The organism is Streptomyces sp. NPDC047042 (genome assembly GCF_040644035.1).
GTDB lineage: Bacteria > Actinomycetota > Actinomycetes > Streptomycetales > Streptomycetaceae > Streptomyces.
In genome coordinates this window covers 45043-66939 of the sequence record NZ_JBEYVP010000052.1, presented here as the reverse complement: position 1 = coordinate 66939, position 21897 = coordinate 45043, and the positions used below count along the sequence as shown (strand labels likewise).

The window sequence follows — 21897 nt, the reverse complement described above, 5'->3', positions numbered from 1 at the left end:
CCGGGCGTGCCCAGGAGGCCGGAGGTCAGGACCTCAGTGGTTGAGGCCGAGGTTGCCGAAGGCGGGGTTCAGTGCGCCGATGACGTTGACGCTGTTGCCCACCACGTTCACCGGGACGTGCACCGGGGCCTGGATGAGGTTGCCCGAGGCGACGCCCGGCGAGCCGACGGCCTGGCCGCCCGCGTGCGCGCCCTCCGTGGCGGAGGCGAAACCGGCGCCGGCGGCGACCAGGCTGCCCGCCACCATCGTCACGGCGGCGGCCTTCTTCAGGTTCTTCATGTCTGAGCCCTCCCTTTGCGTTCACCGCGGCAGGTCGCCGCGGCACGCACTGAAGAACGCCGGAGATCCACGAAGGATGCGCCATCTGGGGGACATTCCCACGACGGTATGAATCTCAGCCCGGAAGGGAACGTTCCGAGTTGCCGGTCATCAGGTCACACCGTGACGTACCGCCCACAACGCCGCCTGGGTGCGGTCCGCCAGGTCGAGTTTCATCAGGATGTTCGAGACATGCGTCTTGACCGTCTTCTCGGACAGCACCAGGGCGCGGGCTATCTCCCGGTTCGAACGGCCGTCCGCGATCAGGGTCAGCACCTCCCTTTCCCGCTCGGTGAGTGAGCCGCCCCTCCTCTGGCCCGAGTGGGTCTCCTCCTGGGTCAGCAGCGCGTCGGCGACCTCGGGCTGGAGCAGGATGTGTCCGGCGTGGACCGAGCGGATGGCACCGGCGAGGGCGTCCGGGTCGATGTCCTTGTAGACGTAGCCCGCGGCGCCCGCGCGGAGGGCCGGGATCACCGTGCGCTGCTCGGTGAAGCTCGTGACGATCAGCACGCGCGCGGGGTTGTCGAGTTCACGGAGTCTGCGCAGCGCCTCGACGCCGTCCATCCCCGGCATCTTGACGTCCATGAGGACGATGTCGGGTTTCAGTTCCTGCGCGCGGTCGACTCCCTCGGCGCCGTCCGACGCCTCGCCCACGACCTCGATGTCGTCCTGTACTTCGAGGAACGTGCGCAGGCCCCGGCGGACCACCTGGTGGTCGTCGACCAGCAGCACCCTGATTGCGTCAGCCACCGGGGACCTCCATCTCGATCGTGGTGCCCTTTCCGGGCGCCGATTCCACGTCCAGGCTGCCGCCGGCGCCGCTCGCCCGGTCCCGCATGGAGACCAGTCCCAGGTGGCGTCCGGCGCTGCGGACCGCCGTCGGGTCGAAGCCGCTGCCGTCGTCGGTGACGCGCAGGACGGCGCCCGGGCCTCGCTTCGTCAGGGTCACCTCCACCAGGGCGGCCCCGGAGTGCCGCAGGGCGTTGTGCAGGGCCTCCTGGGCGACCCTGAGCAGCGCCTCCTCCTGGGCCGCCGGCAGGGCGCGGACCCCGCGGCTGTCGAAGGTCACTCGCGCGGAGTGCGCGCGGTCGAGGACCTGGACGTGGGTGCGGAGGGTGGCGATCAGGCCGTCCTCGTCCAGGCCTGTGGGACGCAGCTCCACGACCGCCGCGCGCAGTTCGTCGGCCGCCTCCGCCGCGAGGACGGCCACCTGCTGCAGCTCGTCCTTGGCGCGGGCGGGGTCGCGGTCCACCAGGGTGGTGGCGGCCTGGGCGGTCAGGCGCAGGGAGAACAGTTTCTGGCTGACCGCGTCGTGCAGTTCGTGGGCGAGCCGGGAGCGTTCCTCGACGATGGTCAGTTCGCGGCTGCGTTCGTAGAGGCGGGCGTTGGTCAGTGCTATCGCCGCGTGCTGGGCCAGGATGGAGAGGAGTTCCTCGTCGTCCTCGGTGAAGCCGCAGTCCCCGGAGGTCTTCACGCAGTTCTTGTTGGCCAGGAACAGTGCGCCCAGTACCTCCTCGCCGTCCCGGATCGGCAGGCCGAGGAAGTCGGACATGTCGGGGTGGGCGGAGGGCCAGCCCTCGAAGCGCGGGTCCTCGCGGACGTCGGCCAGGCGCTCGGGGCGGGCCTCGTGCAGCATCGCGGCGAGGATGCCGTGCTGGCGCGGGAGCGGGCCGATGGCCTTCCACTGGGCGTCACTGACGCCGTCGACCACGAACTGGGCGAAGCCGCCGTGGTCGTCCGGGACGCCCAGCGCCGCGTACTGCGCGTCGAGCAGCTCTCTGGCGGAGGCGACGATCGTCTTGAGGACGTCGCGCACCTCCAGGTGCCTGCTCATGGCCAGCAGCGCGGCGCTCACCGCGGCCAGGCCGGACCGGGGTCCTTGACTCATGTCCTCACGGTACCGGCGGGGTGTGACAGTGCGTATCCGACCTGTGGCGGCCCCGCCTGCGACGAAGGGCCTAGGGCGAAGGGCCCTGCCGTATTGCGGCCCTTGGACGAGGCGGCCGGGAGGGGTCCGTTCCTACGTTGGGTGTGCTGCCACTTCGGCAGCCGGGGACGAGGGGACAGGTTGTCATGCCGGTAGCGATCATCACGGGGGCCTCCAAGGGGCTGGGGCGGGCGCTGGCCTCGGCACTCGCGCAACGGGGCTGGGATCTCGTACTGGACGCCAGGACCCCGGAGGTGCTGCACGCAACCGCGGAGGCGCTCGGTGCGTACGGAGGGCGGGTGGAGGCCCTTGCCGGGGATGTCACGGACGCCGGTCACCGCGCCGGGCTGGTGTCGGCCGCGCGGAAGCTGGGTGGCCTCGATCTCCTGGTGAGCAACGCGAGCGCGTTGGGCGCCGAACCGCTCGTACGGCTGGAAGGGCTGCCCCTGGAGGGGCTGCGGCGGGCGCTCGAGGTGAACGTGGTGGCCGCGCTGGGGCTGGTTCAGGAGGCGTTGCCGCTGCTCAGGGATGCTGCGGCCGGGGCGGTGATCGCCGTGAGTTCGGACGCGGCGGCCGAGGCGTACGAGACCTGGGGCGGCTACGGGGCGTCCAAGGCGGCCCTCGACCAGCTGGCGGCGGTGCTCGCGGAGGAGGAGCCGGGCCTGCGGGTCTGGGCGGTCGATCCCGGTGACATGGGGACGGAGCTGTACGCGGCGGCCGTACCCGACGACGCCGAGCCGCGGCCGGCGCCCGACAGTGTCGTACCCGCGTTTCTGCGGCTGCTGGACGAGCGGCCGGCGAGCGGGCGGTACTCGGCGCCGTCCCTGGTGGAGGGGCGATGACGCTGGCCGTGCGGGTGCCGGAGGAGCTGTCGGCGCGAGTGCCCGCCGAGCAGCGGGGGCCGGGGCTGGACCGGGACGCCGTGAGGCTGCTGGTGTCGCGGGGGACGGCGGTGACGCATCACGCCTTCTCGGAGTTGCCCCGGCTGCTGCGGGCGGGGGATCTGCTGGTCGTCAACACGTCGTCGACGCTGGCCGCCGCTCTGGACGGATGGGTCGGGTACGCGCGCGTGGTGGTGCATTTCTCGACGCTCGGGGACGACGGGCGATGGGCCGTCGAGCTGCGGGACCCCGACGGGACGGGCACCACGCGCGTGCGTGCGGGCGGGGCCGCGGGGACGGCGGTGCGGTTGCCCGGGGGCTCGGAGCTGGTCCTGGAGGAGCCGCTGAGCTTGCGTGGCCCCCGGCTGTGGTGGGCGCGGGTGGACGGGCAGGTGCTGTCGCTTCTGCGGGAGCACGGGCGGCCCATCCGGTACTCGTACACGGAACGCGATCAGCCGTTGTCCGTGTATCAGACGGTGTTCGCGCTGCCGTCCCGCGACGGGGCGGGCAGCGCGGAGATGCCGAGTGCCGCGCGGCCCTTCACCGCGCGGCTGGTGGCGGAGCTGGTGAGCCGGGGTGTGCAGTTCGCGCCCGTCAGGCTGCACACCGGGGTCGCGTCCGCGGAGGCGCACGAGCCGCCGTATCCGGAGCGGTTCGCGGTGCCGGAGGCCTCGGCGCGGCTGATCAACGCCGTGCGGGCCGGGGGTGGGCGGGTCGTGGCGGTCGGTACGACGGCGGTGCGGGCCGTGGAGTCGGCGGCCGGGCCGGCGGGTGTGGTCCGGGCGGCCGGCGGCTGGACGGACCTGGTGGTGACGCCCGAGCGCGGGGTACGGGTCGTCGACGGGCTGCTGACGGGGCTGCACGAGCCGGAGGCCTCGCATCTGCTGATGCTGGAGGCGGTCGCGGGGCGGGCGGCGATCGACCGGGGGTACGAGGAGGCGCTGCGTGAGCGGTATCTGTGGCACGAGTTCGGGGACGTGCACCTCCTCCTTCCTGCCGAGGCGCGCAACGGCGCCTCACGCTGAGCATTGCTCTCGCAACCAGCAGTGAGGCGAAGGGGCGGCGCGTGTGACCCCGAACATAGGGCGCGCATCACTTACTAGGGGGTATAGGAGACAAACATCCACTAGGTGAGCGGGAAAGACGCTCCGATCTGTCCTATTTTGCCCTTCCCGGATCCACTACCCCTCGTAGTACGTCACACCTTTGCCACATTATTTTGCGGCCGCTAAGAATGGCAGCCGTCGCTCAGCGCCGCGGGTTCCGCCCGCGGCGTTTGTGCCGGAAGCACCCCTGTCCCCGGACATCGAGCGACCTCCGCGCTATTCGAAGAGGTCCATCCGCCATGCCCGAGAACACCGCCACTTCTGGCCGTCGTCGTACGTCGGCCAGGACCCGCAAGCTCGCGATCGCCGGTGCCGCCACGCTCAGCGCCGCCGCCCTCGCGTTCACCCTCGTACCGAGCGGCGACACCCGGCCCGCCTCCGAGGCCGTCACCACCGCTCCCGTGGTGTTCAGCCAGGAGCAGGTCAGGGACGTCAAGGCGAGCATCACCGACCAGCTGGCCGGCGCGACCGTGAAGGCCGAGGCCGCCGCCGCGAAGAAGAAGGCGGCCGACGCCGCTGCCGCGAAGAAGGCCGCGGCGAAGAAGGCCGCCGCCAAGAAGGCAGCGGCAAAGAAGGCAGCGAAGAAGAAGGCAGCGGCGAAGGCGGCCAAGGAGCGCAAGGCGAGGGAGGCCGCGAGCCGGTCCGCCAAGCGTGCCGCGCTCAGGAAGGCCGCCAAGAAGACGTACGCGAACAACCTCGACGGCTGGATCCGCGAGGCCCTCGACATCATGGGCCGCAAGGGCATCCCGGGCTCCTACAACGGCCTGTACCGCAACATCATGCGGGAGTCGACGGGCAATCCGAACGCCGTGAACGGCTGGGACATCAACGCCCAGAACGGCACCCCGTCGATCGGTCTGCTCCAGGTCATCCAGCCGACCTTCAACGCGTACCACGTCTCCGGCACCTCGACGAACATCTACGACCCGGTCGCCAACATCACGGCCGCCGCCAACTACGCGGCCGACAGGTACGGCTCGATCGACAACGTCAACGGCGCGTACTGAGGCCTGCGCGGACCTCTGACTCGTACAGGCGAACTCGTACAGGCGAACTCGTACAGGGCGAAAGGGCGGCACCCCCACCGGGGTGCCGCCCTTCACCGTCGTACGGCCGTGGTCACTTGCGCATGACCTCGGGCTCGTGGCGGCGCAGGAAGCGGGCCACGAAGAAGCCGCAGATCACGCCGAGGGCGATCAGGGCGACCATGTCCATGCCCCAGGCGGCGGCCGTGTGGTCCCAGAGGGGGTCCGTGTTGGAAGGGTCGTCGACGTTCGGGCTGATCTTGTTGAAGTCCAGCGTGGCGCCTGCCGCGGCGACCGCCCAGCGGGACGGCATCAGATACGAGAACTCGTTGACGCCCATGCTGCCGTGCAGGATGAACAGGCAGCCGGTGAACACGACCTGGATGATCGCGAACATGACGAGCAGCGGCATGGTCTTCTCGGAGGTCTTCACCAGCGACGAGATGACCAGGCCGAACATCATCGAGGAGAAGCCGAGCGCCATGATCGGGATGGAGAGCTCGAGCAGCACGAGCTTGCCGAAGATCACGCCCTCGTCCGGGATCGTCCGGCTGGAGAAGCCGATCGCGCCGACCATGAGGCCCTGCAGGACCGTGATGAGGCCGAGGACGATCACCTTGGACATCAGATACGCGGAGCGTGACAGACCGGTCGCGCGCTCCCGTTCGTAGATGACCCGTTCCTTGATCAGCTCGCGGACCGAGTTCGCGGCGCCGGCGAAGCAGGCACCGACCGCGAGGATCAGGAGCACCGTGGTGGCGGTGCCGTTGGGCACGATGGTGCCGTTCTTGCGCGGGGGGTTGGGCAGGAGGCTGTTGTCCGGGTCGATGAGCAGGCTGACCGCGCCGAGGACGGCCGGCAGGATCACCGTCAGCGCCAGGAAGCCCTTGTCGGAGACGATGACCGCCGTGTACCGCCGGATCAGGGTCATCAGCTGGGAGCCCCAGCCCTGCGGCTTGGGCGGGCGCATGGCCTGGGCGGGTGGCATGTCTACGGACTGTGCGGCGACGGCGTCGATGTCCGCGGCGTACATCTGGTAGTGCTGCGAGCCCTTCCAGCGTCCGGCCCAGTCGTAGTCGCGGTAGTTCTCGAAGGCGGAGAAGACATCGGCCCAGCTGTCGTAGCCGAAGAAGTTCAGGGCCTCCTCGGGCGGGCCGAAGTACGCCACCGCACCGCCCGGCGCCATCACCAGCAGCTTGTCGCACAGCGCCAGTTCGGCCACCGAGTGGGTGACGACCAGGACCGTACGGCCGTCGTCGGCGAGGCCGCGCAGCAGCTGCATGACATCTCTGTCCATGCCCGGGTCGAGGCCGGAGGTCGGCTCGTCCAGGAAGATCAGCGACGGCTTGGTGAGGAGCTCCAGGGCCACCGAGACGCGCTTGCGCTGGCCGCCGGAGAGGGAGGTGACCTTCTTCTCCTTGTGGATGTCGAGCTTCAGCTCGCGCAGCACCTCGTCGATGCGGTGCTCGCGCTCCTGCGTCGTGGTGTCGGCGGGGAAGCGCAGTTTGGCCGCGTACTTGAGGGCCTTCTTGACGGTCAGTTCCTTGTGCAGGATGTCGTCCTGCGGGACCAGACCGATGCGCTGGCGCAGCTCGGCGAACTGCTTGTACAGGTTGCGGTTGTCGTAGAGGACGTCGCCCTGGTTGGCGGGCCGGTAGCCGGTGAGCGCCTTCAGGAGCGTCGACTTGCCGGAGCCGGACGGGCCGATGACCGCGATCAGCGACTTCTCCGGGACGCCGAAGGAGACGTCCTTGAGGATCTGCTTGCCGCCGTCCACCGTGACCGTCAGATGGCGGGCCGAGAAGGAGATCTCGCCGGTGTCGACGAACTCCTCGAGATGGTCGCCGACCAGGCGGAAGGTGGAGTGGCCGACGCCCACGATGTCGTTCGGGCCGAGCAGCGCGGTGCCGCCCTTGGCGATCGGCATGCCGTTGACGTACGTGCCGTTGTGCGAGCCCAGGTCGCGGATCTCGAAGCGGCTGTCGGGCGTCGCGTGGAACTCGGCGTGGTGGCGGGAGACCTGGAGGTCGGAGACGACCAGGTCGTTCTCCAGCGCGCGGCCGATGCGCATCACGCGGCCGAGGAGCAGCTGGTGGAAGGTGGTCGGGCTGCGGTCGCCGTAGACCGGCGGCGCCCCCGCGCCCGGGCCTGCCGCGCCCGGTCCGGGGCTCTGCTGTTGCGGGATCGCGGCGGCGTGCTGCTGCGGCTCGGGCCGCGGCCAGCCCTGTTCCGGCGCCTGCTGCTGGGGCTGCTGGGCCCAGCCGGGGGCCGCGCCCTGGGCCGCGAACGGCTGCTGCTGAACCTGTGCCGCCTGCGGTGTCGCGACCGAGGCGGCGCCGCTGGAGAGGTTCAGCCGCGGGCCGTCGGTCGCGTTGCCGAGATGGACGGCCGAGCCCGGCCCGACCTCCATCTGGTGGACGCGCTGCCCCTGCACGAAGGTGCCGTTGGTGCTGCCGTGGTCCTCGATGGCCCAGCTCCGGCCGCCCCAGCTGATCGTGGCGTGCCGCCAGGAGACCCTGGCGTCATCGAGCACGATGTCACCCTGCGGATCGCGTCCGAGGGTGTAGGGCCTGGACGAATCGAGCGTCCAGGTCCGTCCGTTCAATTCCAGTACGAGTTCCGGCACTCCATGCCCCACTGTGTTGTCCCCCGAATATCTGCCCCAACACGGGGAGTCTAGGGATGTCGAACATCGTGGGGAACTATTTCAGGCTCAGTCCCCTGACCGAAAGTCGGGCCTTGCGCGCGGGGCGTAAAAGCGGACAGCGACGCGCCGTTGACGGGGTGGAGACGGGCCCGGAGAGTGGTAATCCCACGCGAGGGGGACACGCGCGGTGGACGCCGCCGCGCGGATCGGGGGGCCGACGATGAACATCGGGACATCCGAACGGGACCGTAGGCCGCCGTGGGGGGACGTGGCGCTCTCCGCGATCGTCGCCGTGAGCTGGGCGTTGATCGGAATGGCGGGAACGGCGGCGCTCGGACTGCATCTGCTGGAGGCGGACTCCACGGCCTCGCTGGGGCCGATGACCGCGGCTGTCGTGGCGCTTGGGGCTGGTGGTTCGGTCACGCCGTCCGGTGATGTGTCGGCCTTCGGCCTGCAAGGGGCGGAGGCGGCCACCGCCATCGAGATCGCGCCACTGGGCGTCGGCCTGGTGGGGGCGCTGCTTCTGTCGTTCTTCTTCCTACGGTCCCTGCGCGGGGCGGGAGTTGTGATCTCCCCGTCCGAACTCCTCGCGCGCGCGGGCACGATGGTCGCCTTCTTCGTGGCGGCCCTGGGCGGGCTGGCGTGGGCCGGGCACGACGTCATCACGATCGACGGGGGCAGCCTGGGCCTCGATGATCTGCCGGGTACGGGCGGAGGCGGCGGCGGGGGCATCGAGATCCCCGGGGTCGGTGACATCGGGGGGCTGCTGCCCGACCGGGTCGGCGATCTGATCGGCGCGAAGGCGGCGGTCGGCTTCACCGTCGACACCGTCCCCACGCTGCTCGGCGGCCTGGTGTGGGCGGCCGCGGTCCTGACGATCGCGCTTCTGGCGTCCCGCCGTACTCCGCTGCCGCGCGGTTGGGAGGCCGTGCACCGCGTCGTCCGTCCGGCGGTGTCCGCGTTCGTCACCGTCGCGCTGGTGGCGGTGGCCGCGGGGCTGGCGGCGGCCGGGTACGCGGCGATCGACGACGCCCACCCCAAGCGCATCGCGGGCGCGGCGCTGCTCGGCGCGCCCAACGGGGTCTGGCTGGGCATCCCGATCGGCCTGTTCGTCCCGTACGACGGCAGCGCGTCCGGGGTGCTGGTGAACTTCCTGCCGGATCCTCTGGACCGGCTCCTCAGCTCACCGGACGACCAGTCGGTGAGCCTCGGCCGGCTGGCCGAACTGGACAGCCGGGTCTGGCTGCTGGGGGTCGCGGCGGCCTTGATGATGCTGCTCGCGGGCATCCTGACGGCGGCACGCACACCGCTGGCCCGCGGGGTCGGCCCCGCCGACGTCGACGGCCGGGTGCCGCTCGCCGTACGGGACCCGGGCGCCCTGCGTTTCGCCGGCCGCTGCGCGCTGCGGCTGGGGGCGGTGACGGCGGTGGCGTTGCCGCTGCTGGCCTGGCTGGCGGAGGTGTCCGTGGACGCCTCGATCTCGGTGCTGGGCTTCGACGCGTTCGGCGCCGGAATCGAACTGCACGGGCAACTGATCGCGGCCCTGCTGCTGGGCGCCCTGTGGGGCGCGATCACGGGAGCGACGGGCGCGCTACTGGCGTACGCAAGCGGGGCGGCGGGCTGGCGGGCGGTCCCGTTGGCACTGGGTGACGCGTGGGCGGGGCCGGCGGGGCCAGGTGGGGCAGAGGGGGGTATCGCGGGCGGGGTAGCGGGGGTGGCGGGCGGAGCGCCTGGGCCGACGGGGGCAGGCTGGGGGCCGGAACCTGCGGGTGGGGTGCCCGGGCCGGTGGGAGCGGGCTGGGGGCCAGGCTCTGCGGGCGGAGCGCCTGGGCCGGCGGAAACAGGCTGGGGGCCAGGTTCTGTGCAGGGGGCACCTGGACCGGTGGACACAGGCTGGGACGCAAGCTCTGCGGGCGGAGCACCTGGATCGGACGCAACAGGTCAGGGGCCAGGCTCCGCGGGCGGAGCGCCTGGCCCGGCGGAAACAGGCTGGGGGCCAGGTTCTGTGCAGGGGGCGCCTCGACCGGTGGACACGGGCTGGAACGCAGGCTCTGCGGGCGGAGCGCCCGGACCGGTGGTAGCGGGCGGAGTGTCAGGTTCGGGGGCCGGTGCGCAGGGGGCGGGGGGAACCGACGGGATGCCGGGCGGGGCGGCCGAGGAAGGGCGGTACGGCGTTCGGCCGGAGCAGGTCGGTGGCGCCGGGGCGCACCCCGGTCCGTACGCTCCCGGGGAGCCCTATCGGCCGCCGAACCGTGACACCAATCCGTACCTACGGCTGCCAGAGGGGCGCGCGGAACCCGAGGACGCGCGACCGGCCGAGTGGGGGCAGCCCTATGAGGGCGGGCGGGGGGCAGGGTCGGGAGTCGAGCCGTCGTGGGAGAGCGGTTGGGGCCCTGACGGTCGACAGCCGTACCAGGGCGGGTGGGTACCCGACGCCCCGCGTACGGGGGCGCGGTCGCCCGATGGGAGCAGCGCACCCGAGTGGACCGGTTCCGGCGGGGCGAGAGGTGAGCAGCAGGGCTCGGACGATGGTGGGGGTTCGGGGGACGACGAGTCGCCGCCCGAGAACCTGTACGGGCTGCCGACCATGGCCAGGCCCCTCTCCCCGCCGCCGCGGCGGACCGGATGGCGCAGGGGTGGGGCATCGGGGTCCGAGCCCCAGAAGCGGACGCCTCCCCCGCCGCCTCCGCCCCCGCCCCCGCCCCCGCCCCCGCCCCCACCGCCACCGCCCGGTACGCCCAAGGGGCGGCGCTGACCTGCGCGTAAGCTGCTCGCCATCCCCGCGAAACGTACTGTTCCCTGTCCGTCAGTCGGACCGCGTGCGCGGAAGGCACTGGGTGCCGGATACGGTGGAAACACCATGAACGCTACGCAGACCGCTGACGTACCCACCCTTCTCGTCAAAATCTTCGGCAAGGACAGGCCGGGCATCACCGCCGGTCTGTTCGACACACTTGCCGCCTACTCCGTTGACGTGGTCGACATCGAGCAGGTCGTCACGCGTGGCCGCATGGTGCTGTGCGCGCTCGTGACGCAGCCGCCTGCCGGGCTCGAAGGCGATCTGCGGGCCACCGTCCACAGCTGGGCGGAGTCCATGAAGATGCAGGCGGAGATCATCTCCGGGCTCGGTGACAACCGGCCGCGTGGGCTCGGACGTTCCCTCGTCACCGTGCTCGGGCATCCGCTGACCGCCGAGTCGACGGCCGCGATCGCCGCGCGGATCACCAGGACCGGCGGCAACATCGACCGTATCTTCCGGCTCGCCAAGTACCCCGTGACGGCGGTCGAGTTCGCCGTCTCCGGTGTCGCGACCGAGCAGCTGCGCACCGCCCTGGTCACCGACGCGGCGGCACTCGGTGTCGATGTCGCGGTCGTCGCGGCGGGGCTGCACCGGCGGGCACAGCGGCTGGTCGTCATGGACGTGGACTCCACGCTCATCCAGGACGAGGTGATCGAGCTCTTCGCCGCGCACGCGGGCTGTGAGGACGAGGTCGCCGAAGTGACCGCCGCCGCGATGCGCGGGGAGCTGGACTTCGAGCAGTCGCTGCACGCGCGGGTGGCGCTGCTGAAGGGGCTCGACGCGTCGGTCGTGGACAAGGTGCGCAGCGAGGTCCGGCTCACCCCGGGTGCGCGCACGCTGATCCGTACGCTGAAGCGGCTCGGCTTCGAGGTGGGTGTCGTCTCGGGTGGGTTCACCCAGGTCACCGACGATCTGAAGGAGCGGCTCGGGCTGGACTTCGCCCAGGCCAACACGTTGGAGATCGTCGACGGGAAGCTGACGGGCAAGGTCGTCGGCGAGATCGTGGACCGGGCGGGCAAGGCTCGGCTGCTGCGGCGGTTCGCGGCGGAGGCGGGGGTGCCGCTGGATCAGACCGTGGCGATCGGCGACGGGGCGAACGACCTGGACATGCTGAACGCGGCGGGGCTCGGTGTCGCGTTCAACGCCAAGCCGGTCGTGCGGGAGGCCGCGCACACCGCGGTGAACTTCCCCTTCCTGGACACCGTGTTGTATCTGCTGGGTGTCACCCGGGAAGAGGTCGAGGCGGCGGACACCCAGGAGTAGTTCTCGGGGTGTTGTGCGGGGCGGCGACTCGTGGGTGGAGGTGAGTGGACGCCGCCGGCTGCGGGTGGCAGGCCTGGTGCCGCCGGTCGGCACCAGGCCCTGGTGCTACTCGGTCGGTGCCCAGAAGTCGAGCAGTGTCGCCGTCTTCGGCTCCAGGCCCTTCCAGGAGCCTGTGAAGGACAGGGTCGCGAAGGCAGCCGCGGGGAAGCCCCGACGGGTGAGCCTGGTGCGTGAGTCGCTCTCGGACTCTTCGGCCAGGATGTCGGTGAGTGCCTGCACTCCTGGGTTGTGGCCGATCAGGACCACGTTCTGGATGTCGTCCGGGGTTTCGTTGAGCAGGGCGATGAGTTCGCCCGGTGAGGCTTCGTAGATCCGCTCCTCATAGACGGTCTTCGGCCGTTGCGGGAGTTCCTGGACCGCCAGTTTCCAGGTCTCGCGGGTCCGGGTGGCGGTGGAGCAGAGGGCCAGGCCGAAGGGGATGCCGGTGTCGGCCAGCCTGCGTCCGGCGACAGCGGCGTCCTTGCGGCCCCGGTCAGCGAGCGGCCGCTCGTGATCAGTCACCTGGGGCCAGTCGGCCTTCGCATGCCGGAAGAGGACGATCCTGCGGGGTTCTGCGACGCTCATGGCATCCAGCTTCGCATGAAACACGCCATCAGGCGCAGGGAGTTGACGGGCGGCTCCGCAGGTGGGAATGGGGTCTCCACGGTGCTCAGCGCGTCACCAGCTCCCGGGCTCGCTCAAGGAGGTGGGCGATCATCGGGTCGCCGCTCGCGGCCTGCGCGTCGGTCGGGTTCAGCATCAGGAGGAGCAGCGCGACGAACGCGATCGTCGGCAGGGCCAGGGCCCACCAGGGCAGCCGTATGTCGACGTCACGCCTGGTCGGCGAGAGGGGCCGGGAGTGCGTGCGGGCCGACATGGTGCCTCCGTGGGTCTACGAGCCGTCTGTGGCCCGCGTCTCGCGGCCACACCACGAAGTTACGGAACCCGCGGCCCTCAACCCATCCGGTGATCCACCCACTTGACCCTGAGACTCACCCCCTAGGGGATGGTGGGGCTACCCCCACCCAAGGCCGTCACGGTGAGGCGATCGTCGCGATGACGGCGATGATCACGAAGATGGCGAAGAACGAGCCGAAGACGAGCAGCATCTTCTTCTGGCCGTTCTGGGGGTTCGGATCGAGCACTGGCATACGGCCAGTCTCGCACCTGTCCCCCCGACTGCTCCCTGCGGGGTGCGCGCACCCGGTGGGGTGGGGTCAGCGGGCCGCGGCCTCGTCCTCCACCGTGCGGTCACGCCCCGCGAGTACCCCGACGACCATCTGCGGCAGCATCAGGCCGGCCATCAGCGCGAGCGGCAGTCCCCAGCCGCCGCTGTGCTGGTAGAGGACACCTACGAGGAGCGGCCCGGGGATGGAGATGAGATAGCCGGTGCTCTGGGCGAAGGCCGACAGCTGGGCGACGCCCGCGCCCGTCCTGGCCCGCATCCCGACCATCGTGAGGGCCAGTGGGAAGGCGCAGTTGGCGATGCCGAGCAGTACGGCCCAGATCCAGGCTCCGTCGGCGGGTGCGAGGTACAGGCCCGCGTAGCCGAGGAGTCCGCAGCCGCCGAGGGCGAGCACGATCGGCCCCTGGTGGGGCAGGCGCGTGGCCACGCGCGGGATGACGAAGGCGAGGGGCACGCCCATGGCCATGGTCACGGCGAGCAGCAGTCCCGCGGTGCCGGCCGGGACGCCGGCGTCCCGGAAGATCTGGGCCATCCAGCCCATGGTGATGTAGGCGGCGGTCGCCTGCAGCCCGAAGAACACCGCGAGCGCCCAGGCGGTACGGCTCCGGGTGATGCGCAGGGCGCCGGTCTCCCGTCCCGTGGCGGACGTCCCGCGCGCGGGGTGCGCCTCCGGCCCTGCTCCGCTGGCGCCCCGGACCCCGTGCCCCGTGGGGGACGTCCCGCGCGCGGTGTGGGCCCCGGGCCTCGGTCCGCCCGCGCCCCGATCCCGTACCAGCGGGATCCAGGGCACCACCGCGGCCGCCGCGAGGAACGCCCAGACGGTCAGTCCCGTCTGCCAGCCGCCCCCCAGCGCCTCGGTCATGGGCACGGTGACCGCCGCCGCGGCGGCGGTGCCGAGGGCGATGGCCATCGAGTACACGCCCGTCATGGAACCGACCCGGTCCGGGAACCAGCGCTTGACGACGACCGGCATCAGGACGTTGCTGACCGCGATCCCCATGAGGGCGAGCGCGGTGGCGGCCAGGAAGCCTACGGCGGTGCCCGTCCAGGGCCGGATCGCCAGGCCGGCGGCGATGGCGACCATGCCCGCGCAGACCACCGCCCCGAGGCCGAAACGGCGGGCCAGGCGGGGTGCCAGGCCGCCGAAGAGGGCGAAACAGAGCGGCGGTACGGAGGTGAGGACTCCGGCGGCGGTACCACTCATACCAAGTGCGTCGCGCACCTCTTCGAGGAGGGCGCCGAGGCTGGTGACGGCCGGGCGGAGGTTGAGGGCGGCCAGCACGATGCCGACGACGACCAGCCGCGTGAGCCACACGCGCGCGCGTGGTCCCACAGTCGCTGTCGACGTGGATGTGGATGTGGACTCCGTCGTCCGGGTTTCCTCGCTCACCATGCCATCCAGCATAGGATCATAGGATGATTGGTTGTAGTCCTCCGTCCGAAGGTGCGCCATGCCGCCGCTGAGCCATCCCCGTCGATCGGTCCTCTCCGAGCAGGTCATCGCCGCCCTGCGCAACCAGATCACCTCGGGCGAGTGGCCCGTCGGCTCCCGCATTCCGACGGAACCGGAGCTGGTCGAGCAGCTCGGGGTGGCCCGGAACACGGTCCGGGAGGCGGTCCGGGCCCTCGCGCACAACGGGCTCCTGGCCATCCGCCAGGGCTCGGGCACGTACGTCGTGGCGACCAGTGAGCTGGCCGGTGTCATGCACCGCCGGTTCGCCGACGCGGACCCCCGGCACATCGCCGAGCTGCGTTCCACACTGGAGTCGGGCGCGGCCGAACTGGCGGCCCTGCGGCGCACCGAACGCGACCTCAAACAGCTGGACGCGCTCCTGGAGCGCCGGGAGGAGGCCTGGGCGTCCGGCGACGCGGAGGCGTTCGTGACGGCAGACGCGAGCCTGCACATGGCGGTGGTGGCCGCTTCCCACAACGACGTGATGACGGCGATGTACGCGGACCTGGGTGAGGTCCTGCGGGACTGGCTGCGCGACGACGTGGGTGGGGAGCTGACCCCCCGGTCGTACGTGGACCACGCCCCGCTCGTCGACGCGATCCGCGCGGGCGACGCGACGGCCGCCGCGAGGGAGGCCGCCGGCTATCCGTTCGTGTGCCGGTTCAGGGCGTCCGCTGCTGGTGGCTGACCCACACCGAGCGGACCTCCTTCCAGCAGCGGCCGGTGAGCCGTACGGTCTGCGCCGGGCCGGCCTCCACCAGGGCGCCGTCGCTGTCCAGGTCCCACCAGCGGGCGCACTCGATGTGCAGACGCACGCGGTCGGCGGGCACATAGGGGTTGTGGCAGTACGCGGTCACCTCGGAGCCGGTGACCCGGGTGTGACAGGTGGCGCCGAAGGGCTCGGGCCGTTCCGGCTGCCGGGCCGCCACGCGCGCGTGGGGCACGGCCTCGTACGGAACAACGGTTATGAGCGCGGCGGCGGCGAGCAGCGGGGCGAAGCTGCGGGACAGGCGCACAAGGGGGACCTCCTCGGCCGTGCTGGGGAGGAAACGCGAGGTCGACGCGTACTCCAGCGTGCCCGGTCACCCCTCCCCCGCGCCCGGTCGGATGCGCCGAACGGGTGAAGGCGTACCGACGCACCGAGGGCCCGCGCCGGAAGCGGCGCGGGCCCTCGAGATGTCGGCCGTGCCCCGAGGCAGCGGCAGCGGTGTCACGCGCCGATCGCGTGCAGCCCGCCGTCGACGTGGATGATCTCGCCGGTGGTCTTCGGGAACCAGTCGCTGAGCAGGGCGACGATGGCACGGCCGGCCGGCTCGGGGTCCTTGAGGTCCCACTCCAGGGGCGACCGGGCGTCCCACACGGAGGCCAGCTCGCCGAAGCCCGGGATGGACTTGGCGGCCATGGAGGCGAGCGGGCCGGCGGAGACGAGGTTGCAGCGGATGTTCTGCTTGCCCAGGTCACGGGCGACGTAACGGCTGGTTGCCTCCAGGGCGGCCTTGGCCGGGCCCATCCAGTCGTACTGCGGCCAGGCGAACTTCGCGTCGAAGGTGAGGCCGACGACCGAGCCGCCGTTCTGCATCAGCGGCAGGCAGGCCATGGTGAGCGACTTCAGGGAGTACGCCGAGACGTGCATGGCCGTGGCGACCGACTCGAACGGCGTGTTCAGGAAGTTGCCGCCGAGCGCGTCCTGCGGGGCGAAGCCGATGGAGTGGACGACGCCGTCGAGGCCGCCGAGCTCCTCGCCGACGAGGTCGGCCAGCCGTCCGAGGTGCTCGTCGTTGGTGACGTCGAGCTCGATGACCTTGGTGGGCTTGGGCAGCTTCTTGGCGATGCGCTCGGTCAGCGTGGGCCGCGGGAACGCGGTCAGAATGATCTCGGCGCCCTCTTCCTGAGCCAGCTTGGCGGCGTGGAAGGCGATGGAGGACTCCATCAGTACACCGGAGATGAGGACGCGCTTGCCCTCGAGAATTCCGCTCATGGTGATCAGTGACCCATTCCCAGTCCGCCGTCAACGGGAATGACGGCTCCAGTGATGTACGAGGCGTCGTCCGAGGCGAGGAACCGCACCGTTGCGGCGATCTCCTCCGGCTGCGCGTACCGGCCGAGCGGCACCTGCTTCACGATGTTCTCGCGCTGCTCGTCGGTGAGGACCTTGGTCATGTCGGTGTCGACGAAGCCGGGCGCGACCACGTTGAAGGTGATGTTGCGCGAGCCCAGCTCACGCGCGAGGGACCGCGCGAAGCCGACCAGACCGGCCTTGGAGGCGGCGTAGTTGGCCTGACCGGGACCGCCGAACAGACCGACAACCGAGGAGATGAGGACGACGCGGCCCTTCCTGGCGCGCAGCATGCCGCGGTTGGCACGCTTGACGACGCGGAAGGTGCCGGTGAGGTTGGTGTCGAGGACGGAGGTGAAGTCCTCCTCCGACATACGCATCAGGAGCTGGTCCTTGGTGACGCCGGCGTTGGCGACGAGGACCTCGACCGGACCGTGCTCGGCCTCGATCTCCTTGTAGGCCTGCTCCACCTGCTCGGTGTCGGTGATGTCGCACTTGACGGCCAGGCAGCCCAGCTCTGTCAGGGCGGCCGGCGGCTCACCGGAACGGTATGTGATGGCGACCTTGTCGCCGGCCTCGGCGAACGCGCGGGCGATGGCGAGGCCGATGCCCCGATTGCCTCCGGTGACGAGAACCGAGCGGCTCAACGGATCACCCTTTCGTTAGCGGTTCAACACCTGTCCGAACAGCAGGGTTGACAGGCTGCTTCTGCGAAAATCTATCGGTCCGTCCACACCTGCGGACAATCGGGCACCGACAGTGGCTCACCCCTGGTCCTGTGGGGTCCCTACAGTCGGCGCCCTGTCGCCTCGCCTCTCCCGCGCTGTCCTGATCGAGGCCAATCCGTTGGAAGCCGTGCTGTCGGACCTGCATGATTCACTGCGAGACAGACGCATCACACTGCGCATCACACTCACCGTGACAAGGAGAGGCCGCTCATGGCCCATGAGGTCGATCAGTCATTCCTGGCACTGCCCCTACGCGCGTTGGCCGACGCCGCCCTCGCACGCGCGCGTGCGCTCGGTGCCGAGCACGCGGACTTCCGGTTCGAGCGGGTGCGCAGCGCGTCCTGGCGGCTGCGGGACGCCAAGCCGTCCGGATCGTCGGACACCACGGATCTGGGGTACGCGGTGCGGGTGGTGCACGGCGGTACCTGGGGGTTCGCGTCGGGCGTGGATCTGAGCATGGACGCCGCCGCGAAGGTCGCCTCGCAGGCCGTGGCCATGGCGAAGCTCTCCGCCCAGGTGATCAAGGCGGCGGGGTCCGACGAGCGGGTGGAGCTGGCCGGTGAGCCGGTGCACGCCGACAGGACGTGGATCTCGTCGTACGAGATCGACCCGTTCACCGTGCCCGACGAGGAGAAGGCGGGTCTGCTCGCCGAGTGGAGCGCCCGGCTGCTCGCGGCGAACGGGGTCAACCACGTCGACGCCTCGCTGCTCACGGTGCACGAGAACAAGTTCTACGCCGACACCGCGGGGACCGTCACGACCCAGCAGCGGGTGCGGCTGCACCCGCAGTTCACGGCCGTCTCCGTCGACGAGTCGAGCGGCGAGTTCGACTCGATGCGGACCATCGCGCCGCCCGTCGGGCGCGGCTGGGAGTACCTCACGGGCACCGGATGGGACTGGGATTCCGAGCTCGAACAGATCCCTGAGCTGCTCGCCGAGAAGATGCGGGCGCCGAGCGTCGAGGCGGGGCTCTACGACCTGGTCGTCGACCCTTCCAACCTGTGGCTGACCATCCACGAGTCCATCGGCCACGCCACCGAGCTGGACCGGGCGCTGGGTTACGAGGCCGCGTACGCCGGCACCTCCTTCGCCACCTTCGACCAGCTCGGCAAGCTCCGGTACGGCTCGGAGCTGATGAATGTGACGGGTGACCGCACCGCCGAGCACGGCCTCGCGACCATCGGCTACGACGACGAGGGCGTAGCCGGTCAGTCGTGGGACCTGGTCAAGGACGGGACGCTGGTGGGCTACCAGCTGGACCGGCGGATCGCGAAGCTCACCGGGTTCGAGCGGTCCAACGGGTGCGCGTACGCCGACTCCCCCGGGCATGTGCCCGTGCAGCGCATGGCCAATGTGTCGTTGCGGCCCGATCCGGGCGGGCTGGCGACCGAGGATCTCATCGGCGGGGTCGACCGCGGGATCTATGTCGTCGGAGACCGGTCCTGGTCCATCGACATGCAGCGCTACAACTTCCAGTTCACCGGGCAGCGGTTCTTCAGGATCGAGAACGGCCGGATCACCGGGCAGCTGCGGGACGTGGCCTACCAGGCGACGACCACCGACTTCTGGGGCTCCATGTCGGCCGTCGGCGGACCGCAGACATACGTCCTCGGCGGTGCCTTCAACTGTGGCAAGGCCCAGCCGGGGCAGGTCGCGGCCGTGTCCCACGGGTGCCCGTCGGCCCTCTTCCGGGGCGTCAACATTCTGAACACCACGCAGGAGGCCGGTCGATGAGCGCTCACCGCAACAAGGCGAACAAGCCGCACGAGATCGTCGAGCGGGCCCTCGAGCTGTCCCGGGCCGACGGATGTGTCGTGATCGCCGACGAGGAGTCCACCGCCAACCTGCGCTGGGCGGGCAACGCCCTCACCACCAACGGGGTCACGCGCGGGCGCACGCTCACCGTCGTCGCGACCGTCAACGGCAAGCAGGGCACGGCCTCTGGGGTCGTCTCCCGCGCGGCCGTCACCGCCGACGAGCTGGAACCGCTCGTACGGGCCGCGGAGGCCGCCGCGCGCGGCGCCGGGCCGGCGGAGGACGCCCAGCCGCTGGTCGGGGGCGTGCCGGAGTCCCCGGACTTCACGGACGCGCCCGCCGAGACCTCCTCCGCGGTGTTCACCGACTTCGCGCCGACGCTCGGCGAGGCCTTCGCACGCGCGCGTGCGGGCGGCCGGGAGCTGTACGGCTTCGCCAACCACGAGCTGGTGTCGAGCTACATGGGTACGTCGACGGGGCTGCGCCTGCGCCATGACCAGCCCAACGGGACGCTGGAACTGAACGCCAAGTCCCCGGACCGTACGCGCTCCGCGTGGGCCGGGCGGTCGACGCGGGACTTCAAGGACGTCGACCCGGCCGCCCTCGACGCCGAACTCGCCGTACGGCTCGGCTGGGCGGAGCGGCGCATCGAGCTGCCGGCGGGGCGGTACGAGACGCTGCTGCCGCCGACCGCGGTCGCCGACCTGCTGATCTACCAGATGTGGTCGGCGTCGGCGCGGGACGCCGCCGAGGGGCGCACGGTGTTCTCCAAGCCGGGCGGTGGGACACGTCTCGGCGAGAAGCTCACCGAGCTGCCGCTGACCCTGCGCAGCGACCCGAACGAGCCGGGCCTGGAGACCTCCCCCTTCCTGCTCGCCCACTCCTCCGGCGACGACCAGTCGGTGTTCGACAACGGACTGCCGCTGAGCGCCACGGAGTGGATCCGGGAGGGCGAGCTGAACCGGCTGATCACCTCCCGGCACACCGCCGGACTGACCAGCCTGCCCGTGTCCCCGGCGATCGGGAACATCGTCCTGGACGGGGGTGAGGACAAGTCGCTGGAGGAGATGGTCGCGAACACGGAGCGCGGGCTGCTGCTGACCTGCCTCTGGTACATCCGCGAGGTCGACCCGGCCACCCTGCTGCTGACCGGCCTGACCCGCGACGGGGTGTACCTCGTGGAGAACGGCGAGGTCAGCGGGGAGGTCAACAACTTCCGCTTCAACGAGTCGCCGGTGGACCTGCTCGGGCGGGCCGTCGAGGCGGGGCGTACGGAGAAGACGCTGCCCCGGGAGTGGAGCGACTGGTTCACCAGGGCCGCGATGCCGGCGCTGCGGGTGCCGGACTTCAATATGAGCTCTGTCAGTCAGGGCGTATAACCTCGTTGCCGGTAGTCCCTCGGCTGCCGTAGAACTGCATGAAGACCACCCAAGGAGATACGAGAACCGTGACGGACATCGTCGACGAGCTGAAGTGGCGGGGGCTTTTCGCCCTGTCCACTGACGAGGACGCTTTGCGCAAGGCGCTCGCGGACGGTCCCGTCACGTTCTATTGCGGTTTCGACCCGACGGCGGCGAGTCTGCATGTCGGTCACCTGGTGCAGGTGCTCACCATGCGCCGCCTCCAGCAGGCGGGCCTGCGTCCGCTGGCGCTGGTCGGCGGGGCGACCGGTCAGATCGGGGACCCGCGTCCGACGGCGGAGCGCACGCTGAACGACCCGCAGACGGTCGCGAACTGGGTGACCCGGCTCCGCGCGCAGATCGAGCCGTTCCTGTCCTTCGAGGGCGAGAACGCCGCCGTGATGGTGAACAACCTGGACTGGACGGCCGGCCTGTCGGCGATCGAGTTCCTCCGGGACATCGGCAAGCACTTCCGCGTCAACAAGATGCTGACCAAGGACTCGGTCGCCCGGCGGCTCGAGTCCCAGGAAGGCATCAGCTACACGGAGTTCAGCTACCAGCTCCTGCAGGGCATGGACTTCCTGGAGCTGTACCGACGGTACGGCTGCACGCTCCAGCAGGGCGGCAGCGACCAGTGGGGCAACCTGACGGCGGGCCTGGACCTGATCCACCGGCTCGAGCCCGACGCCGAGGCGCACTGTCTGGCGACGCCGCTGATGGTCAAGGCGGACGGCACCAAGTTCGGCAAGACCGAGGGCGGCGCCATCTGGCTCGACCCGGAGATGACGACGCCGTACGCGTTCTACCAGTTCTGGCTGAACGTGGACGACCGGGACATCTCGACGTACATGCGCATCCTGTCCTTCCAGTCCCCGGAGCAGCTGGAGGCGCTGGAGGCGCAGACCGCTGAGCGGCCGCAGGCGCGGGCCGCGCAGCGGGCGCTCGCGGAGGAGCTGACGACGCTGGTGCACGGCGCCGAGCAGACGGCCGCCGTGATCGCCGCGTCCAGGGCCCTCTTCGGCCAGGGCGAGCTGGGTGAGCTGGACGAGCGGACGCTGAGCGCGGCCCTCTCCGAGGTGCCGCACATCCGGGTCGCCGAGGCGGGTCTGGTCGTCGACCTGTTCGCCGAGGTCGGGCTGGTGGCCAGCAAGTCGGCCGCACGGCGCACGGTGAAGGAGGGCGGCGCCTACGTGAACAACGTGAAGGTCACCGCCGAGGACGCGGTTCCCGCGAAGGAGGACCTGCTGCACGGGAAGTGGCTGGTCCTGCGCCGGGGCAAGAAGAACCTGGCGGCGGTCGAGGTCACCGGCTGA

The 21897-nt window shown here is 70.9% G+C and carries 19 protein-coding genes and 1 pseudogene; 9 read left to right on the top strand and 11 right to left on the bottom strand.

Translation table 11 applies throughout. The features are described 5' to 3' along the window. Positions 1 to 33: 33 nt before the first annotated feature. The 3 genes from ABZ855_RS41955 to ABZ855_RS41945 form a co-directional block, all read right to left on the bottom strand. Positions 34 to 279 (bottom strand): chaplin, encoded by a 246-nt coding sequence (locus ABZ855_RS41955; protein ID WP_360817097.1) that lies wholly within the window; start codon positions 277 to 279, stop codon positions 34 to 36. A 150-nt stretch (positions 280 to 429) separates the two neighbouring features. Continuing rightward, on the bottom strand, positions 430 to 1068 hold the full coding sequence (locus ABZ855_RS41950; protein ID WP_360817094.1) for a response regulator transcription factor: 639 nt from the start codon (positions 1066 to 1068) through the stop codon (positions 430 to 432). Then, on the bottom strand, positions 1061 to 2206 hold the full coding sequence (locus ABZ855_RS41945; protein WP_360817092.1) for a GAF domain-containing sensor histidine kinase: 1146 nt from the start codon (positions 2204 to 2206) through the stop codon (positions 1061 to 1063). Before ABZ855_RS41945 ends, ABZ855_RS41950 begins: the two co-directional genes overlap by 8 nt. Before the next feature lie 185 nt (positions 2207 to 2391). Between ABZ855_RS41945 and ABZ855_RS41940 the strand changes: the two genes are divergently transcribed. From ABZ855_RS41940 to ABZ855_RS41930, 3 genes are all read left to right on the top strand, one after another. After that, positions 2392 to 3087: an SDR family oxidoreductase gene (locus tag ABZ855_RS41940; protein WP_360817089.1), complete on the top strand. Its 696-nt coding sequence runs from the start codon at positions 2392 to 2394 to the stop codon at positions 3085 to 3087. Beyond that, positions 3084 to 4151: an S-adenosylmethionine:tRNA ribosyltransferase-isomerase gene (locus ABZ855_RS41935; RefSeq protein WP_360817086.1), complete on the top strand. Its 1068-nt coding sequence runs from the start codon at positions 3084 to 3086 to the stop codon at positions 4149 to 4151. Before ABZ855_RS41940 ends, ABZ855_RS41935 begins: the two co-directional genes overlap by 4 nt. Positions 4152 to 4471: 320 nt before the next feature. Next, positions 4472 to 5239 carry a transglycosylase SLT domain-containing protein gene (locus ABZ855_RS41930; protein WP_360817083.1) on the top strand — a complete coding sequence of 256 codons (768 nt, stop codon included), beginning with the start codon at positions 4472 to 4474 and terminating at the stop codon, positions 5237 to 5239. A 112-nt stretch (positions 5240 to 5351) separates the two neighbouring features. Here the strand turns inward: ABZ855_RS41930 and ABZ855_RS41925 are convergent, their stop codons facing one another. Beyond that, positions 5352 to 7883: an FHA domain-containing protein gene (locus ABZ855_RS41925; RefSeq protein ID WP_360817080.1), complete on the bottom strand. Its 2532-nt coding sequence runs from the start codon at positions 7881 to 7883 to the stop codon at positions 5352 to 5354. A 177-nt stretch (positions 7884 to 8060) separates the two neighbouring features. On the opposite strand from ABZ855_RS41925, the pseudogene ABZ855_RS41920 reads away from it, so the two are divergent. Both ABZ855_RS41920 and serB read left to right on the top strand, forming a co-directional pair. Further along, a pseudogene (locus ABZ855_RS41920) lies at positions 8061 to 10215 on the top strand (streptophobe family protein); the annotation flags it as partial. A 549-nt stretch (positions 10216 to 10764) separates the two neighbouring features. Beyond that, the gene (gene serB, locus ABZ855_RS41915) at positions 10765 to 11967 is read left to right on the top strand and encodes a phosphoserine phosphatase SerB (RefSeq protein WP_360817077.1); all 1203 of its coding nucleotides are present in this window, start codon (positions 10765 to 10767) and stop codon (positions 11965 to 11967) included. Positions 11968 to 12072: 105 nt separating this feature from the next. Here serB and ABZ855_RS41910 read toward each other — a convergent pair whose 3' ends face one another. From ABZ855_RS41910 to ABZ855_RS41895, 4 genes are all read right to left on the bottom strand, one after another. Next, positions 12073 to 12591 carry a histidine phosphatase family protein gene (locus tag ABZ855_RS41910; protein WP_360817074.1) on the bottom strand — a complete coding sequence of 173 codons (519 nt, stop codon included), beginning with the start codon at positions 12589 to 12591 and terminating at the stop codon, positions 12073 to 12075. An 85-nt stretch (positions 12592 to 12676) separates the two neighbouring features. Further along, positions 12677 to 12883: a hypothetical protein gene (locus ABZ855_RS41905; protein WP_360817071.1), complete on the bottom strand. Its 207-nt coding sequence runs from the start codon at positions 12881 to 12883 to the stop codon at positions 12677 to 12679. Positions 12884 to 13040: 157 nt separating this feature from the next. Beyond that, complete coding sequence (locus tag ABZ855_RS41900; RefSeq protein ID WP_105974872.1) at positions 13041 to 13157, bottom strand: SGM_5486 family transporter-associated protein; 117 nt, start codon at positions 13155 to 13157, stop codon at positions 13041 to 13043. 66 nt (positions 13158 to 13223) lie between these two features. Continuing rightward, on the bottom strand, positions 13224 to 14597 hold the full coding sequence (locus tag ABZ855_RS41895) for an MFS transporter (protein WP_360817068.1): 1374 nt from the start codon (positions 14595 to 14597) through the stop codon (positions 13224 to 13226). 46 nt (positions 14598 to 14643) lie between these two features. Between ABZ855_RS41895 and ABZ855_RS41890 the strand changes: the two genes are divergently transcribed. Then, a complete protein-coding gene (locus tag ABZ855_RS41890; RefSeq protein ID WP_360817065.1) occupies positions 14644 to 15333 on the top strand; it encodes a FadR/GntR family transcriptional regulator in 690 nt (229 codons plus the stop codon). Here ABZ855_RS41890 and ABZ855_RS41885 read toward each other — a convergent pair. The 3 genes from ABZ855_RS41885 to fabG form a co-directional block, all read right to left on the bottom strand. Further along, complete coding sequence (locus tag ABZ855_RS41885; protein WP_360817063.1) at positions 15308 to 15661, bottom strand: hypothetical protein; 354 nt, start codon at positions 15659 to 15661, stop codon at positions 15308 to 15310. The genes ABZ855_RS41890 and ABZ855_RS41885 overlap by 26 nt on opposite strands. A gap of 194 nt (positions 15662 to 15855) precedes the next feature. Then, on the bottom strand, positions 15856 to 16623 hold the full coding sequence (gene fabI / locus ABZ855_RS41880) for an enoyl-ACP reductase FabI (RefSeq protein ID WP_319199800.1): 768 nt from the start codon (positions 16621 to 16623) through the stop codon (positions 15856 to 15858). A 5-nt stretch (positions 16624 to 16628) separates the two neighbouring features. Next, positions 16629 to 17348 (bottom strand): 3-oxoacyl-[acyl-carrier-protein] reductase, encoded by a 720-nt coding sequence (fabG, locus tag ABZ855_RS41875; protein ID WP_360817059.1) that lies wholly within the window; start codon positions 17346 to 17348, stop codon positions 16629 to 16631. A gap of 291 nt (positions 17349 to 17639) precedes the next feature. Between fabG and ABZ855_RS41870 the strand changes: the two genes are divergently transcribed. From ABZ855_RS41870 to tyrS, 3 genes are all read left to right on the top strand, one after another. After that, positions 17640 to 19163 carry a TldD/PmbA family protein gene (locus tag ABZ855_RS41870; protein ID WP_360817056.1) on the top strand — a complete coding sequence of 508 codons (1524 nt, stop codon included), beginning with the start codon at positions 17640 to 17642 and terminating at the stop codon, positions 19161 to 19163. Next, on the top strand, positions 19160 to 20563 hold the full coding sequence (locus ABZ855_RS41865; RefSeq protein ID WP_360817053.1) for a metallopeptidase TldD-related protein: 1404 nt from the start codon (positions 19160 to 19162) through the stop codon (positions 20561 to 20563). The genes ABZ855_RS41870 and ABZ855_RS41865 overlap by 4 nt, the downstream gene beginning before the upstream one ends. Positions 20564 to 20631: 68 nt before the next feature. Then, positions 20632 to 21897: a tyrosine--tRNA ligase gene (tyrS, locus tag ABZ855_RS41860; protein ID WP_360817050.1), complete on the top strand. Its 1266-nt coding sequence runs from the start codon at positions 20632 to 20634 to the stop codon at positions 21895 to 21897.

Excerpts from the sequence above, each read along its gene's own strand:
- ABZ855_RS41865 (WP_360817053.1), top strand. The coding sequence starts at position 19,160 with ATGAGCGCTCACCGCAACAAGGCGAACAAGCCGCACGAGATCGTCGAG.
- ABZ855_RS41895 (WP_360817068.1), bottom strand. The coding sequence starts at position 14,597 with ATGCTGGATGGCATGGTGAGCGAGGAAACCCGGACGACGGAGTCCACA.
- ABZ855_RS41955 (WP_360817097.1), bottom strand. The coding sequence starts at position 279 with ATGAAGAACCTGAAGAAGGCCGCCGCCGTGACGATGGTGGCGGGCAGC.
- ABZ855_RS41930 (WP_360817083.1), top strand. The coding sequence starts at position 4,472 with ATGCCCGAGAACACCGCCACTTCTGGCCGTCGTCGTACGTCGGCCAGG.
- ABZ855_RS41910 (WP_360817074.1), bottom strand. The coding sequence starts at position 12,591 with ATGAGCGTCGCAGAACCCCGCAGGATCGTCCTCTTCCGGCATGCGAAG.
- ABZ855_RS41905 (WP_360817071.1), bottom strand. The coding sequence starts at position 12,883 with ATGTCGGCCCGCACGCACTCCCGGCCCCTCTCGCCGACCAGGCGTGAC.
- ABZ855_RS41900 (WP_105974872.1), bottom strand. The coding sequence starts at position 13,157 with ATGCCAGTGCTCGATCCGAACCCCCAGAACGGCCAGAAGAAGATGCTG.
- fabI (WP_319199800.1), bottom strand. The coding sequence starts at position 16,623 with ATGAGCGGAATTCTCGAGGGCAAGCGCGTCCTCATCTCCGGTGTACTG.
- ABZ855_RS41940 (WP_360817089.1), top strand. The coding sequence starts at position 2,392 with ATGCCGGTAGCGATCATCACGGGGGCCTCCAAGGGGCTGGGGCGGGCG.
- ABZ855_RS41890 (WP_360817065.1), top strand. The coding sequence starts at position 14,644 with ATGCCGCCGCTGAGCCATCCCCGTCGATCGGTCCTCTCCGAGCAGGTC.
- serB (WP_360817077.1), top strand. The coding sequence starts at position 10,765 with ATGAACGCTACGCAGACCGCTGACGTACCCACCCTTCTCGTCAAAATC.
- ABZ855_RS41945 (WP_360817092.1), bottom strand. The coding sequence starts at position 2,206 with ATGAGTCAAGGACCCCGGTCCGGCCTGGCCGCGGTGAGCGCCGCGCTG.
- ABZ855_RS41870 (WP_360817056.1), top strand. The coding sequence starts at position 17,640 with ATGGCCCATGAGGTCGATCAGTCATTCCTGGCACTGCCCCTACGCGCG.
- ABZ855_RS41935 (WP_360817086.1), top strand. The coding sequence starts at position 3,084 with ATGACGCTGGCCGTGCGGGTGCCGGAGGAGCTGTCGGCGCGAGTGCCC.